General features: G+C 64.1%; 11 protein-coding genes. 8 read left to right on the plus strand and 3 right to left on the minus strand.

Annotated features, from left to right (window positions below):
• Positions 1 to 6: 6 nt before the first annotated feature.
• The 6 genes from ACS7SF_RS06095 to araH all read left to right on the plus strand — a co-directional run bounded on the left by ACS7SF_RS06095 (position 7) and on the right by araH (position 6941).
• Entirely contained in the window at positions 7 to 1329 is a 1323-nt protein-coding gene (locus ACS7SF_RS06095; protein WP_439892151.1) for an MFS transporter, read from the plus strand.
• 41 nt (positions 1330 to 1370) lie between these two features.
• Positions 1371 to 2300 carry a dihydrodipicolinate synthase family protein gene (locus ACS7SF_RS06100; protein ID WP_439892152.1) on the plus strand — a complete coding sequence of 310 codons (930 nt, stop codon included), beginning with the start codon at positions 1371 to 1373 and terminating at the stop codon, positions 2298 to 2300.
• Between the two features lie 2 nt (positions 2301 to 2302).
• Positions 2303 to 3241 (plus strand): Gfo/Idh/MocA family protein, encoded by a 939-nt coding sequence (locus tag ACS7SF_RS06105; RefSeq protein ID WP_439892153.1) that lies wholly within the window; start codon positions 2303 to 2305, stop codon positions 3239 to 3241.
• Positions 3242 to 3297: 56 nt separating this feature from the next.
• Positions 3298 to 4302, plus strand: a complete 1005-nt coding sequence (locus tag ACS7SF_RS06110) for an arabinose ABC transporter substrate-binding protein (protein ID WP_439892154.1) — start codon at positions 3298 to 3300, stop codon at positions 4300 to 4302.
• Positions 4303 to 4370: 68 nt separating this feature from the next.
• The gene (gene araG / locus ACS7SF_RS06115) at positions 4371 to 5903 is read left to right on the plus strand and encodes an L-arabinose ABC transporter ATP-binding protein AraG (RefSeq protein WP_439892155.1); all 1533 of its coding nucleotides are present in this window, start codon (positions 4371 to 4373) and stop codon (positions 5901 to 5903) included.
• Positions 5904 to 5930: 27 nt separating this feature from the next.
• Complete coding sequence (gene araH, locus ACS7SF_RS06120; RefSeq protein ID WP_439892156.1) at positions 5931 to 6941, plus strand: L-arabinose ABC transporter permease AraH; 1011 nt, start codon at positions 5931 to 5933, stop codon at positions 6939 to 6941.
• A gap of 86 nt (positions 6942 to 7027) precedes the next feature.
• Here the strand turns inward: araH and ACS7SF_RS06125 are convergent, their stop codons facing one another.
• From ACS7SF_RS06125 to ACS7SF_RS06135, 3 genes are all read right to left on the minus strand, one after another.
• Positions 7028 to 7663 (minus strand): barstar family protein, encoded by a 636-nt coding sequence (locus tag ACS7SF_RS06125; RefSeq protein ID WP_439892157.1) that lies wholly within the window; start codon positions 7661 to 7663, stop codon positions 7028 to 7030.
• Positions 7660 to 8091, minus strand: coding sequence for a ribonuclease (locus tag ACS7SF_RS06130; RefSeq protein WP_439892158.1), 432 nt, complete (start codon positions 8089 to 8091; stop codon positions 7660 to 7662). The genes ACS7SF_RS06125 and ACS7SF_RS06130 overlap by 4 nt, the downstream gene beginning before the upstream one ends.
• A gap of 463 nt (positions 8092 to 8554) precedes the next feature.
• Positions 8555 to 10900 (minus strand): NADP-dependent malic enzyme, encoded by a 2346-nt coding sequence (locus ACS7SF_RS06135; protein ID WP_439892159.1) that lies wholly within the window; start codon positions 10898 to 10900, stop codon positions 8555 to 8557.
• Between the two features lie 240 nt (positions 10901 to 11140).
• Between ACS7SF_RS06135 and thiL the strand changes: the two genes are divergently transcribed.
• Complete coding sequence (thiL, locus tag ACS7SF_RS06140) at positions 11141 to 12148, plus strand: thiamine-phosphate kinase (RefSeq protein ID WP_439892160.1); 1008 nt, start codon at positions 11141 to 11143, stop codon at positions 12146 to 12148.
• Positions 12145 to 12735, plus strand: coding sequence for a phosphatidylglycerophosphatase A family protein (locus ACS7SF_RS06145; protein ID WP_439892161.1), 591 nt, complete (start codon positions 12145 to 12147; stop codon positions 12733 to 12735). The genes thiL and ACS7SF_RS06145 overlap by 4 nt, the downstream gene beginning before the upstream one ends.
• Positions 12736 to 12752: the final 17 nt, after the last annotated feature.

Here is a 12752-nt window from a genome sequence, read left to right on the forward strand (position 1 = left end):
AGACAGATGGAAATCTCCCAGACCGCAGGCGCCGTTCCGGCTTCGGGCGACGCATCGCAGGAGCAACGCATCATCAGCCTGCTCACGCGCAAGCTGATGCCATTCCTCGCGCTGATCTACGTGGTGGCCTACATCGACCGCTCCGTGGTCGGCTTCGCCAAGCTGCACATGAATGCGGCTGTTGGTATCGGCGACGCGGCCTACGGGTTGGGTGCGGGGTTGTTCTTCATCGGCTACTTCCTGTGCGAGGTGCCGAGCAATCTGGCGCTGGAACGCTTCGGCGCGCGCCGCTGGTTTGCGCGCATCCTCTTCACCTGGGGCGTCATCACCATGGCCATGGCGCTGACCAGCGGCCCCATCAGCTTCTATGTGCTGCGCTTTCTGCTGGGTGCGGCGGAAGCCGGCCTGTATCCGGGCATTCTGTACTTCCTGACCAAGTGGTTTCCGATGCGCCACCGTGCGCGCATCGTCGGCTTGCTGGTGCTGGCGCAGCCCATCGCGCTCATCATCACGGGGCCCATGGCGGGGTGGCTGCTGTCGTTGCCGGGGTTCTTCGGCATGTCGAATTGGCAAACGCTGTTTGTACTCAGCGGTCTGCCGGCCACGCTGCTGTGCTTGCCGACGCTGCGTATCCTGCCGGAATCCCCCGCGCACGCACGCTGGCTGCCTGCGGCCGACCGCGCTTGGATCGAGCGTGAGCTGGCCGCAGACCACGCCGCCTATGCGCTGAAATCGCACGGCAGCCCGCTCAAGGCACTCAAGGACATGCGCGTGCTGATGCTGGCACTGCTGTTTCTGCCGTTTCCGATGAGCATCTACGGCCTCTCGCTGTGGCTGCCGACCATCATCAAACAGTTTGGTGTGAGCGATGCCACCACGGGTTTGCTGTCGGCAGTGCCCTATCTGTTTGCCGTGGTGGGCTTGTTCCTCGTGCCGCGCCATTCGGACCGCACCGGCGAGCGCTACTGGCATATCGCCATCCTGTCGGCACTCGCTGCGCTCGGCATGGCGGCCAGCGCGTGGGCGCAAACGCCCGTGCTGCAACTGGCCTGCCTCTGCCTGTTCGCATTCGCGGCCTATTCGATTCAGGCCGTGGTGTGGGCGTTGCCGGGGCAGTTCCTGACTGGCGCGAGCGCCGCAGTGGGGATCGCGACCATCAACTCGTTGGCCAACCTGGGCGGCTACATCGGCCCCTATGGCATTGGCCTTATCAAGAACGCCACGGGCAGCCTGTCTGCCGGCCTGTACTTCCTCGCCGCTGCGCTCGTGTTTGCCGTGGTGATGTCGTTTGTCGTGCGTGCCCTGCTGACGACGCGGCCCGCGCACTGAACCGCAACCGCTTCTGCTGACTTTCCGACCTCACAGATTCCATGACCCGCCACAACAAGCCGCGCTATCAGGGCATCTTTCCCGTGGTACCCACCACGTTCACTGAAACCGGCGAACTCGACCTCGCCAGCCAGAAGCGCGCCATCGATTTCATGATCGATGCCGGCTCGGATGGCCTGTGCATCCTGGCCAATTTTTCCGAGCAGTTCTCGCTGGCCGACGACGAGCGCGAAGTGCTCACCCGCACCGCGCTCGAACACGTCGCCGGCCGCGTGCCCGTGATCGTCACCACCTCGCACTACGGCACGCAGGTCTGCGCACAACGCAGCCGCCGGGCGCAGGACATGGGCGCCGCCATGGTGATGGTGATGCCGCCCTACCACGGCGCCACCTTCCGCGTGCCCGAGCCGCAAATCTACGAGTTCTTCGCACGCGTGTCCGACGCCATCGATATTCCGATCATGATCCAGGACGCGCCGGCCAGCGGCACGGTGCTGTCGCCCGCCTTCCTCGCGCGCATGGCCCGCGAGATCGAGCAGGTGTCGTACTTCAAGATGGAAACCGCTGGCGCGGCCGCCAAGCTGCGTGAGCTGATCCGCCTGGGCGGCGATGCCATCGAAGGCCCGTGGGATGGCGAAGAAGCCATCACGCTGTTGGCCGATCTGGATGCCGGTGCCACGGGCAGCATGACGGGCGGCGGGTTTCCCGATGGCATCCGGCCGATCATCGAGGCACACGCCCAAGGGCAGCTCGATCTGGCGTTCGAGCGGTATCAATGTTGGCTGCCGCTCATTAACCACGAGAACCGCCAGGGCGGCATCCTGACCGCCAAGGCGCTGATGAAGGAAGGCGGCGTGATTGCCTGCGAGGCCTCGCGCCACCCGTTGCCGCCGATGCATCCGGACACACGGCGACAACTGATCGACATTGCCCGGCGGCTCGACCCGCTGGTGTTGCGTTGGGGCCGCTGATCATGCGCCGCGAAACCACACCAGTCGCCATCGGCATTGTCGGCGTCGGCAAGATCGCACGCGACCAGCATCTGCCCGCACTGGCCGCCGAGCCCGGGTTCCGGCTTGCAGCCTGCGCGAGCCCGCATTCGCGCGTCGAAGGTCTGACGCACTACACCACGCTCGAAGCGATGTTGGCGGTCGAGCCTGCGTTGCACGCTGTCTCCCTGTGCACGCCCCCGCAGGTGCGGTTTGCGCAGGCCCGTGCTGCACTCGCCGCAGGCAAGCACGTGATGCTGGAAAAGCCCCCGGGTGCGAGCGTGTCGGAGGTCGCGATCCTCGCGGAGCTGGCACAGCAGCATGGTTGCTCACTGTTCGCGTCCTGGCATTCGCGTCACGCACCCGGCGTTGAAGCGGCACGCACGTGGCTGGCGAGCCAGTCCATCGTATCCGTCAACGTGCAGTGGAAAGAAGACGTGCGCCGCTGGCACCCAAACCAGGCATGGATCTGGGAGCCGGGCGGGCTGGGCGTGTTCGACCCCGGCATCAACGCGTTGTCGATCCTGACGCGCGTGTTGCCGCAGGCGTTCTTCCTGAAGTCCGCCGACCTGTGGGTGCCTGCCAATCAGCAAACGCCGATCGCCGCCAACCTCGCCTTTACCGATATCCACGGCACCGACATCCAAGCGGAATTCGACTGGCGCCATGACGCCGGTGAGCTCTGGCAGATCGACGTCACCACGCGCGATGGCGCATTGCGGCTCGCTCAAGGCGGCAAGCATTTGACCATCGACGGCGCGGAAATCGACGTCGGCCCGGAGCGCGAATACCCGAGCCTGTACGCCCGCTTTCTGGAACTCATCGCCGCAGGCGAGAGCGACGTGGATGTCCGCCCCCTGCAGCACGTTGCCGACGCCATGCTGCTCGGCCGGCGCCATCTGGTCGAACCGTTTGAGCCCTGAAACCCGCCACCCATTTACGTAGTGCCACTAGAGCCATACCAACGAGGAGACAAACCATGCAACGCAAACTTCGCCGGCTGACCCTATCTGCCCTCGCTGCCGCCATGTGCCTGGGGCCGCTCGCCGCCAGCCTGCCCGCCCATGCCGACGAGCCGCTCAAGATCGGCTTCCTGGTCAAGATGCCCGAGCAGGCGTGGTTCATCAACGAGCAAAAGGCCGCCACCGACCTCGGCAAGAAGGACGGCTTTTCGGTCGTGAACATCGGCACGCCCGATGGCGAAAAGGTGCTGTCCGCCATCGACAACCTCGGCGCGCAAGGCGCCAAGGGCTTCGTTATCTGCGCGCCCGATGTGCGTTTGGGACCGGCCATCTCCGCCCGTGCCAAGAAGTACGACATGAAATTCGTCACCGTGGACGACCAGCTCGTCAACTCGTCCGGCAAGCCGCTGGCCAACGTGCCGCACCTCGGCATGTCGGCATTCAAGATCGGCAACCAGGTCGGCCAGGCCATCACAGACGAGATGAAGCGCCGCGGCTGGAAGCCAGAGGAAGTCGGCGCGCTGCGCATCACCAACTACGAGTTGCCGACCGCCAAGCTGCGCACCGACGGCGCCACGCAAACGCTGCTGGCCGGCGGCTTCAAGAAAGAGAACATCTTCGACGCGCCGCAAAAGACCACCGATGACGCGGGCGGCTTCAATGCCGCGTCGCCGGTGCTGGCGCAGCATCCGAATATCAAGAAGTGGGTGATCTTCGCGCTCAATGAGGAAACCGTGCTGGGCGGCGTGCGCGCGACCGAGCAGTTGAAGATTCCCGCAGCCGACGTGATCGGCGTGGGCATCAACGGCGCCGGCGAGGCGTTTGCCGAATTCCAGCGCAAAGAACCGACCGGCTTCTTCGGCACGATCGCAGTGAGTTCGACCAACCATGGCAAGGACAGCGCCGCCAACCTCGTCAATTGGATCAAGGGCGGCAAGCAACCGCCGGCCGACACGCAAACCACCGGCAAGCTGATGACGCGCAGCAACTGGCAGGATGTACGCAAGGAACTGGGCATTTGATGCAACGCGTGGCGCGGGCCGGTTCGTAGCAACCACCCGCGCCCACGCGCATCCGCAAAGAGCAATCGATGACAGTCCTATCACTTGATGAAGCCGGCGCGCCCGATGGTGCCCCACACGATGCCTATCTGAAGCTCGACGGCATCACCGTGCGCTTTCCCGGCGTGCTGGCGCTCGACCACGTCTCGCTCGACATTCGCCGCAGTGAAGTGCACGGCCTGATGGGCGAGAACGGCGCCGGCAAGTCGACGCTCCTCAAGGTGCTGTCGGGTGTGAATCAACCGGAAGCCGGCACGCTGTCGCTCGACGGCGTGCCGCAGCAGTTCACGAGCACGCGCGCGGCCATCGCGGCGGGCATCGCGATCATCTATCAGGAACTGCACCTCGTGCCCGAACTGACGGTGGCCGAAAACCTGATGCTCGGCGCGCTGCCCAACCGCTTTGGCGTGCTCGACGAGAAAACGCTGATCGCCCGCGCTCTGCGCGAGCTGGAACGGCTCGGCGAAAAACTCGATCCGAATCAGCCGGTCAAGCAGCTGTCGATCGGCCAGCGGCAGATGATCGAAATCGGCAAGGCGCTGATGCGCGACGCGCGCGTCATTGCGTTCGATGAGCCGACGAGTTCGCTGTCCTCGCGCGAGACGCAACAGTTGTTCCGCATCATCCGCGCACTCCGTGCCGAAGGCCGCGCGGTCATCTACGTCACCCACCGCATGGAAGAGGTGTACGAGTTGTGCGACCGCGTCACCGTGTTCCGTGACGGCCGGCGCATCGACACGTTTGACGCCGGCGCGGGTCTCGACCGCGAACGGTTGATCCGCGGCATGGTCGGCCGCGACATCCAAGACGTGTACGGCTACCGGGCACGTCCACTCGGCGATGTGCAGGTCAACGTGCGCGGCCTGATGGGCCCCGGCCTGCGCGAGCCGGCCTCGTTCACCGCCCGCGCGGGCGAGATCGTCGGCTTCTTCGGGCTGGTCGGTGCGGGACGTTCTGAATTGATGAAGCTGCTCTACGGCGCAGTCAAACCGACCGCCGGCGAAGTCCATCTCAAAGGCAAGCGCGTGCAGTTCAATACGCCGCGCGAAGCCGTGCGTGCCGGCGTGGCGCTCTGCCCCGAAGACCGCAAACAAGAGGGCATCGTTGCCATCGCTTCGGTATCCGACAACCTGAACATCAGCTGCCGGCGCCACTTCAGCCGTTTCAACGTGCTGAACAACCGGCAGGAATCGCAGACCACGAAGACGTTCATCGACAAGCTCGCCATCAAAACGCGCAATGGCGAAACGCCCATCGGCAAGCTCTCCGGCGGCAATCAGCAGAAGGTGATCCTCTCGCGCTGGCTGGCTGAAGACATCGACGTCTTCCTGATGGACGAGCCCACACGCGGCATCGACGTGGGGGCCCGCAGCGAGATCTACAGCCTGCTCTACAGCCTGGCCGAAGCCGGACGCACGGTCATCGTTGTGTCGAGTGACTTGGCTGAAGTCATTGGCGTGGCCGACCGTATCGTCGTCATGAAAGAAGGCCGCATCGTCGGGGATCTGCCCCGCGAGCAAGCCTCGCCCGACACGCTCATCAAACTCGCACTGCCGCGCTAAAGCGCGTCACTCATGGAAACCGATCCTATGCAAACGCAATCCACCGAATCCGTGGCGGGCGGTCCGCCACTGGCATCCTCGGGCATGCCCGGCCGCGCCGCCCTCACCTGGGAGCTGCTCAACCGGTCAGGCATCGTGCTGGTGTTCCTCTTGCTGTTCACCGCGCTCGCGTTCACGGTGCCGGGCTTTCTCAGCAGCCGCAATATCCAGGGCCTGCTGCTCTCCGTCACGCTCATCGGCTCGATCTCGGTGACGATGATGTTCGTGCTCGCGCTCGGCGAGGTCAACTTGTCCGTCGCGTCCATCGTCGCGTTTGCGGGCGTGGTCGCCTCCACGCTCATCACTGCCACACACAGCGTGACGCTCGGGGTGACGGCGGGCGTGCTGGCAGGCGGCTTGGTCGGCCTGGTCAACGGCGTGTTGGTCGCGCGTTATCAGATCAACTCGCTGATCGTCACGCTGGCCATGATGGAAGTCGTACGCGGCCTCGCCTACATCACCTCCAACGGCGACGCGGTGATGATCTCGGAAGAAAGCTTCTTCGACCTGGGTGGCGGCGCCTTCCTCGGCATCTCCTACCCGATCTGGAGCAACATCATCGGCTTCGTGCTGTTCGGCTTCCTGCTCAAGAAAACCGTCTTCGGCAAGAACGTGCTCGCCGTCGGCGGCAACGAGGAGGCGGCCCTGCTGGCCGGTTTGCCAGTCACGCGCATCAAGATCACTGTGTTCGTGCTGCAAGGCCTGGTGACGGGCTTTGCCGGCGTGATGCTGGCCTCGCGCATGAGCCTGGGCGACCCGAAAACGTCGGTCGGCTTGGAGCTTGGCGTGATTTCCGCCTGCGTGCTGGGCGGCGTCTCGCTGACGGGCGGGGTGGCGACGGTGTCCGGCGTGCTGGTCGGCGTGCTGATCATGGGCTCCGTGCAAAACGCGATGAGCCTGATGAATGTGCCGACGTTCTATCAGTACCTGATCCGCGGTGGCATTCTGCTGCTGGCGGTCTGGTTTGACCGCATTCGCCGCAACAAGCGTGCGACCTGAGACGCGGTCGGTTCGCCAAACGCAAAAAAAAGCCCGCAATTGCGGGCTTTTTCATTTCAACGCCGCTCAATCGGCGGCGCACAACTTCACGCGAACGAGTAGAACACGCGGAACTGCACCTTGCGTTCGGCCCAGAATTCAGCCGCATCGCGGAACACGTCGAGCAGCACTTCGCGCGCTTCCTTGTCAAACTTCGGCTGGCACGGCAGGCCCTCGAGCACGATCACGAAACCCGGCTGCGGGCCAGCCTTGTAGATCATGTCGGTCAGGCAATCCGCCAGCGCGTCGAAGTTCTTGCCGAAGTGCTTGGGGAACAGGAATTCGCGCGCGATCACGTCGAGCACTTCGCTCTTGGTAGTGGCAGCCGCACAGTTCGCATACAGAAAATGCTGACCGAGGCTTGCCGCCGATTCCGCCAGATCCGCCACCCGGAACGCGCGGATCGATTGCACGATATTCGGACGCACCGTCTTGAACAGGTTCATGGCGTCTTCACGAGCTCCGTCGTCGTCCGTCTTGGTGATGTCCTGCGTCATGATGTTATGCGGTGCATTTTGCGGCGCGTTCTGGGGCAACTTGGCCGCGCCGCCGATGCGTGCGCCGAGGGATTGCATCCCGACCACGCCATCGTACAGATTCTGCGCCTTGTGCCACACCTCGCGGGCCACGCGCTCATCGCGTGCGGTGAGCGAGTCGTCCAGCCCAAACATGTTGGTCGTCATCGCTGTATCCGTTGAAAACTGTTGTAGTGATCTTCCGTGTAGTAGCAGTCGTTGGCCGCCTGCTGATCGCCGCCGCAAATGATGCGCTTGGCACCCCGGTTGCGCGCCCCCCGCGTCTTGACGGTGTACTCGTGGTAGTACCCGCGCCGCTGTGCTGGCAAACGTCGCTCATAGTTGCCGAACGTGGTGCCATCTTTCCCATATGGGAACGGGCCGCCTTGCTCGATCAACGCCAGCGTGCGCTGCGCCTCATTGGGCAAGTCTGCTGAGCGAATGGTTCCCACGACGGCAGACATGCCGGTGGTGTCCCGGGCAACCGCGTTGGCAGGCAAGCCGACCACGGCCAGCGCAAGCGTTGCTGCCAGCGCGCCACGCGCCACTGCCTGAGATACGGAGCGGCCGATCCACGCTCCAAGTCGCTTTGTCATCAGCAGGCCCTAACGGGAGAATCGCGCCAGCCGGACAGACCGGCGCAGGTCACAAGCGCAGGTGGCCATCCAATGAAGAACGGACGGCCGGTTTGCAGCTGAAAAGCGAAGCGGCTCAATGCGTAAAAGCTTGCGGGAAAATGACAAGTCGGGCGACTGCCGAAGACTTGGGGAATCCTTCCGCCAGCAAATTGCGCGCACCAATCGAGGCGACTTGGTCAGACGTGTGCATGGAAAACCGCTTCCTTAAACCGCGTCTGGCCTGGTACGGACCTCATGTGCTCAGAAGCACCCCTTCAGCCCGTAAGGGTACGCTCATCGATGACAACAATCAACCGGCGGCACAGCCTTGAAGGGGTTTATGACGCCACGATTGAGATAGAACAAATGTAAGCACACGCACACTTAGTGAACAAAAAAAGGGAGCGCAGCATCGTGCGCTCCCTTTTTGGTGCAGTGTCGATCAGCGCTGCGCTTGTGCCGCCGCATCCGCGACGGTCAGCGCCGTCATGTTGAGAATGCGTCGCACCGTGGCGGACGGCGTGAGGATATGCACCGGCTTCTTGGCGCCCAGGAGGATCGGGCCGATGGCGATGTTGTTGCCGGCGGCCGCCTTCAGCAGGTTGTAGGCGATGTTGGCGGCGTCGATGTTGGGCATGACCAACAGGTTGGCCTCACCCTTGAGCGTCGAGTCCGGCACCAGCGCATCACGCAGCTTCTCGTCGAGTGCGGCATCGCCGTGCATCTCGCCATCCACTTCGAGATTCGGGGCACGTTCGCGCAGGATGGCCAGCGTTTCGCGCATCTTGACAGCGGAAGGCGCCTCCGACGAACCGAAGTTCGAGTGCGACATCAACGCAACCTTCGGCTTAATACCAAAACGGCACAGCTCTTCGGCGGCCATGATGGTGATTTCGGCCAGTTGCTCGGCGGTCGGGTTGACGTTGACGTGCGTATCCGTCAAGAAGATCTGACGGCCAGGCAGGACCAGACCGTTCATAGCGGCGTACACGCAGTTCGTGCCGCCGATGACCTGATCGATGTAGCGCAGGTGCGCAGCGGTGGTGCTGACCGTGCCGCAAATCATGCCGTCGGCTTCGCCCTTGTGGATCATGACGGCGCCGATCAGCGTCGAACGGCGGCGCACTTCCAGCTTCGCGTACTGCGGCGTCACGCCCTTGCGGGCCATCAGCTTGTAATACGTTTCCCAGTAGTCGCGGAAGCGCTCATCGTGCTCGGGGTTCACCACGGTAAAGTCCGCACCCTCGCGCAGGCGCAGGCCGAAGCGTTCGATGCGATGGGCAATGACCGCCGGGCGGCCGATCAGGATCGGGCTGGCAAGCTTTTCATCGACAACGATCTGCACGGCACGCAGCACGCGCTCTTCCTCGCCCTCGGCAAAGATGATGCGCTTGTTCTCCATCGGCACCTTGCGAGCAGCCGAGAAGATCGGCTTCATGAGCGTGCCCGAGTGGTAGACGAACTGCTGCAGATGCTGGCGGTAGGCGTCCATGTCTTCGATCGGGCGCTGTGCCACGCCCGAGAGCATGGCGGCCTGCGCCACGGCCGGCGCGATCTTGACGATCAGGCGGGGGTCGAAGGGCTTCGGAATCAGGTATTCAGGGCCGAACGAGAGGTCTTGGATGCCGTAGGCCGAGGCGACGATGTCGCTCTGCTCCTGGCGAGCCAACTCCGCCACGGCGTGCACAGCGGCAACTTCCATCTCACGCGTGATGGTCGTGGCGCCCACATCCAGCGCGCCGCGGAAGATGAACGGGAAGCACAGGACGTTGTTGACCTGGTTCGGGTAGTCGGTGCGGCCGGTGCCCATGATGACGTCGGGGCGCACTTCCTTGGCCAACTCCGGCAGGATTTCCGGGTTCGGGTTGGCCAGCGCGAAGATGATCGGCTTGTCGGCCATCTTCTTGACCATGTCCTGCTTGAGCACGCCGGCGGCGGACAGGCCCAGGAAAATGTCGGCGCCGTCGATGACTTCAGCCAGCGTGCGCAGGTCGGTCTTCTGCGCGAACACGGCCTTGTCCGGGTCCATCAGTTCGGTGCGGCCTTCGTAGACCACGCCCGCCAAGTCCGTCACCCAGATGTTTTCACGCGGCAGGCCCAGGTCGACCAGCAGGTCCAGGCAGGCCAACGCCGCAGCGCCCGCGCCCGAAGCCACCAGCTTGACCTTCTTGATGTCCTTACCGACCACCTTGAGCGCGTTGGTGATGCCAGCGCCCACGACGATGGCCGTACCATGCTGGTCATCGTGGAAGACGGGGATCTTCATGCGCTTGCGCAGCTCGCGCTCAACAAAGAAGCACTCCGGTGCCTTGATGTCTTCCAGGTTGATGCCGCCGAAGGTCGGCTCCAGCGAGGCGATGATATCGACCAGCTTCTGCGGGTCTTTTTCGTTGATCTCGATGTCAAACACATCGATACCGGCGAATTTCTTGAACAGGCCGGCCTTGCCTTCCATCACCGGCTTCGAGGCTTCCGGGCCGATGTCGCCCAGGCCCAACACAGCCGTGCCGTTAGTCACCACGCCGACGAGGTTGCCGCGGGCGGTATAGCGGAACGAGTTGGCAACGTCTTCGACGATTTCTTCGCAGGCCGCGGCCACGCCGGGCGAGTACGCCAGGGCCAGATCGCGCTGGTTCGACAGCGGCTTGGTCGGCGTGACGGAAATCTTGCCCGGGGTCGGAAACTCGTGATACTCCAGCGCGGCTTTACGCAGGGCGGCGCGTTGCTGCGCCTTGAGTTCTTCGTCCGTGCGGGCGGGCTGTTGAGGCTGGGTATCCACCGTGGTCATGAGGTGTCTCTCGTATCGGGTGACCGGCGCACGCGCCGGCCGTCGCATCTAGCGGGCCACCGGGAAACCACATGAGGGTCACGGGATTACGGTCCGCCTCCTTGGGCCCGTCATTTTATATAGTGAAAACTGATCTCACAACGGGAATTTGGGTGGGACTGCCATGCGCATTCGCTACAATATTCCACCGTCCTGTCACGGCACCATCGGGGTCACCCCTTCTTTTCCATCGTCGCTGCCGTGTCCAAGCCCGCCGCGCCCGCCTACTCCGCTGATCCCCCCGCCGAATTGTCCGAATTTGGGCTGATCCGGCGTTATTTCACGCGTCCGGCACGTCACGCCATCCTGGGGGTGGGTGACGACTGCGCCCTGCTTGGACCGCGCCCCGGCCACGAACTGGCGATTTCCACCGACATGCTGGTCGCCGGCCGCCATTTCTTCCCGGATGCGGAGCCGCGCGCACTTGGGCACAAGGCGCTGGCCGTCAATCTGTCCGACTTGGCCGCCATGGGTGCGGAGCCGCGTGCCTTTACACTGGCGCTGGCGCTGCCCGAGGCCAATCCGGCTTGGCTCACACCGTTTTCCGAAGGCTTGCTCGCGCTGGCCGACGCCTTTCACTGCGAACTTATCGGTGGGGACACCACGCGCGGGCCGCTCACGCTCAGCTTGACGGTGTTCGGCGACGTACCCGCCACGGTGGCGTTGCGCCGCGATGCCGCCAAGCCAGGCGACGATTTGTGGGTCTCCGGCACTGTCGGCGATGCGCGGCTCGCGCTGGGCGCCCTACGCAACGAGTGGCCGCTGACGCCAGAGATGCTCGCCCACGTGCAGCCGCGCATGGATAGGCCGACGCCACGTATCGCGCTCGGCTTGGCATTGCGCGGCATTGCCCGGACGGCGCTCGACATCTCCGACGGCCTGTTGGGGGATCTGGGGCACATCCTCACCCAGTCGCACGTCGGGGCAACCGTCGACGTGGACCGCGTGCCGCGTTCGCCAACGCTGGCCGCGCAACCCGCAGCCCGCCAGTTGCAATGCACGCTGGCAGGCGGTGACGACTACGAACTTTGCTTCACCGCGCCCGCCGAGGCGCGCGACGCTGTGCTCGCCGCGGGCAAACAAGCGGGCGTTACCGTCACCCGCATCGGCCATATCGACGCCCAACCTGGGTTGCGCCTAGTGGACAGGCAAGGCGCGCCCATTACGTTCACGCACGGCAGCTTCGACCATTTTTCGTCCGCATCATGATGTCTTCTGCACCGTTCCCCCCGCCCCCCTCGCCTTCCAACACACCGGGCCAGCCTGAATCCGTCGTGCTCGAAGCCGGCCAGACGGCGCAAGTGCGCCGCCCCACGGCCCGCTTCATGCTCGGCCATCCGGCGCGCATTCTGGCGCTGGGCTTCGGGTCGGGGCTGTCGCCCATCATGCCGGGCACGATGGGCACGCTGTACGCATGGCTCATCTACGTGGTGCTGGCGCGGTGGATTTCCGGACCGGGCTGGCTGCTGATCTCCGCCATCGGCTTTGTCATCGGCATTTGGGCCTGCGCGCGCACGTCGCGCGATCTCGGTGTCGCGGACCACGGCGCCATGGTGTGGGACGAGATCATCGCATTCTGGCTGGTGCTGGCGTTTGTCTCGCCGACCACGCTGGGGGGGCAGTTTGCGGCCTTCCTGTGGTTCCGCTTTTTCGACATGGTCAAACCCGCACCCATCCGGTATTACGATCGCAAGCTCAAGGGCTTCGGCCTGCGCGGCGGCTATGGCGTGATGGTCGACGACATCCTGGCGGCGTTCTACACGCTGCTCGTGTTTGCGCTGTGGCGCTCGTTCTGAAGTCCGAAGTCTGAAGC

The sequence above is a fragment of the Ralstonia sp. 25C genome (assembly GCF_051904805.1).
Taxonomy (GTDB): domain Bacteria; phylum Pseudomonadota; class Gammaproteobacteria; order Burkholderiales; family Burkholderiaceae; genus Ralstonia.

Bases quoted from the DNA above. Each gene is read 5' to 3' on its own strand.
- ACS7SF_RS06095 (WP_439892151.1), top strand. From the start codon at position 7: ATGGAAATCTCCCAGACCGCAGGCGCCGTTCCGGCTTCGGGCGACGCA.
- ACS7SF_RS06100 (WP_439892152.1), top strand. From the start codon at position 1,371: ATGACCCGCCACAACAAGCCGCGCTATCAGGGCATCTTTCCCGTGGTA.
- ACS7SF_RS06105 (WP_439892153.1), top strand. From the start codon at position 2,303: ATGCGCCGCGAAACCACACCAGTCGCCATCGGCATTGTCGGCGTCGGC.
- ACS7SF_RS06110 (WP_439892154.1), top strand. From the start codon at position 3,298: ATGCAACGCAAACTTCGCCGGCTGACCCTATCTGCCCTCGCTGCCGCC.
- araG (WP_439892155.1), top strand. From the start codon at position 4,371: ATGACAGTCCTATCACTTGATGAAGCCGGCGCGCCCGATGGTGCCCCA.
- araH (WP_439892156.1), top strand. From the start codon at position 5,931: ATGCAAACGCAATCCACCGAATCCGTGGCGGGCGGTCCGCCACTGGCA.
- ACS7SF_RS06125 (WP_439892157.1), bottom strand. From the start codon at position 7,663: ATGACGACCAACATGTTTGGGCTGGACGACTCGCTCACCGCACGCGAT.
- ACS7SF_RS06130 (WP_439892158.1), bottom strand. From the start codon at position 8,091: ATGACAAAGCGACTTGGAGCGTGGATCGGCCGCTCCGTATCTCAGGCA.
- ACS7SF_RS06135 (WP_439892159.1), bottom strand. From the start codon at position 10,900: ATGACCACGGTGGATACCCAGCCTCAACAGCCCGCCCGCACGGACGAA.
- ACS7SF_RS06145 (WP_439892161.1), top strand. From the start codon at position 12,145: ATGATGTCTTCTGCACCGTTCCCCCCGCCCCCCTCGCCTTCCAACACA.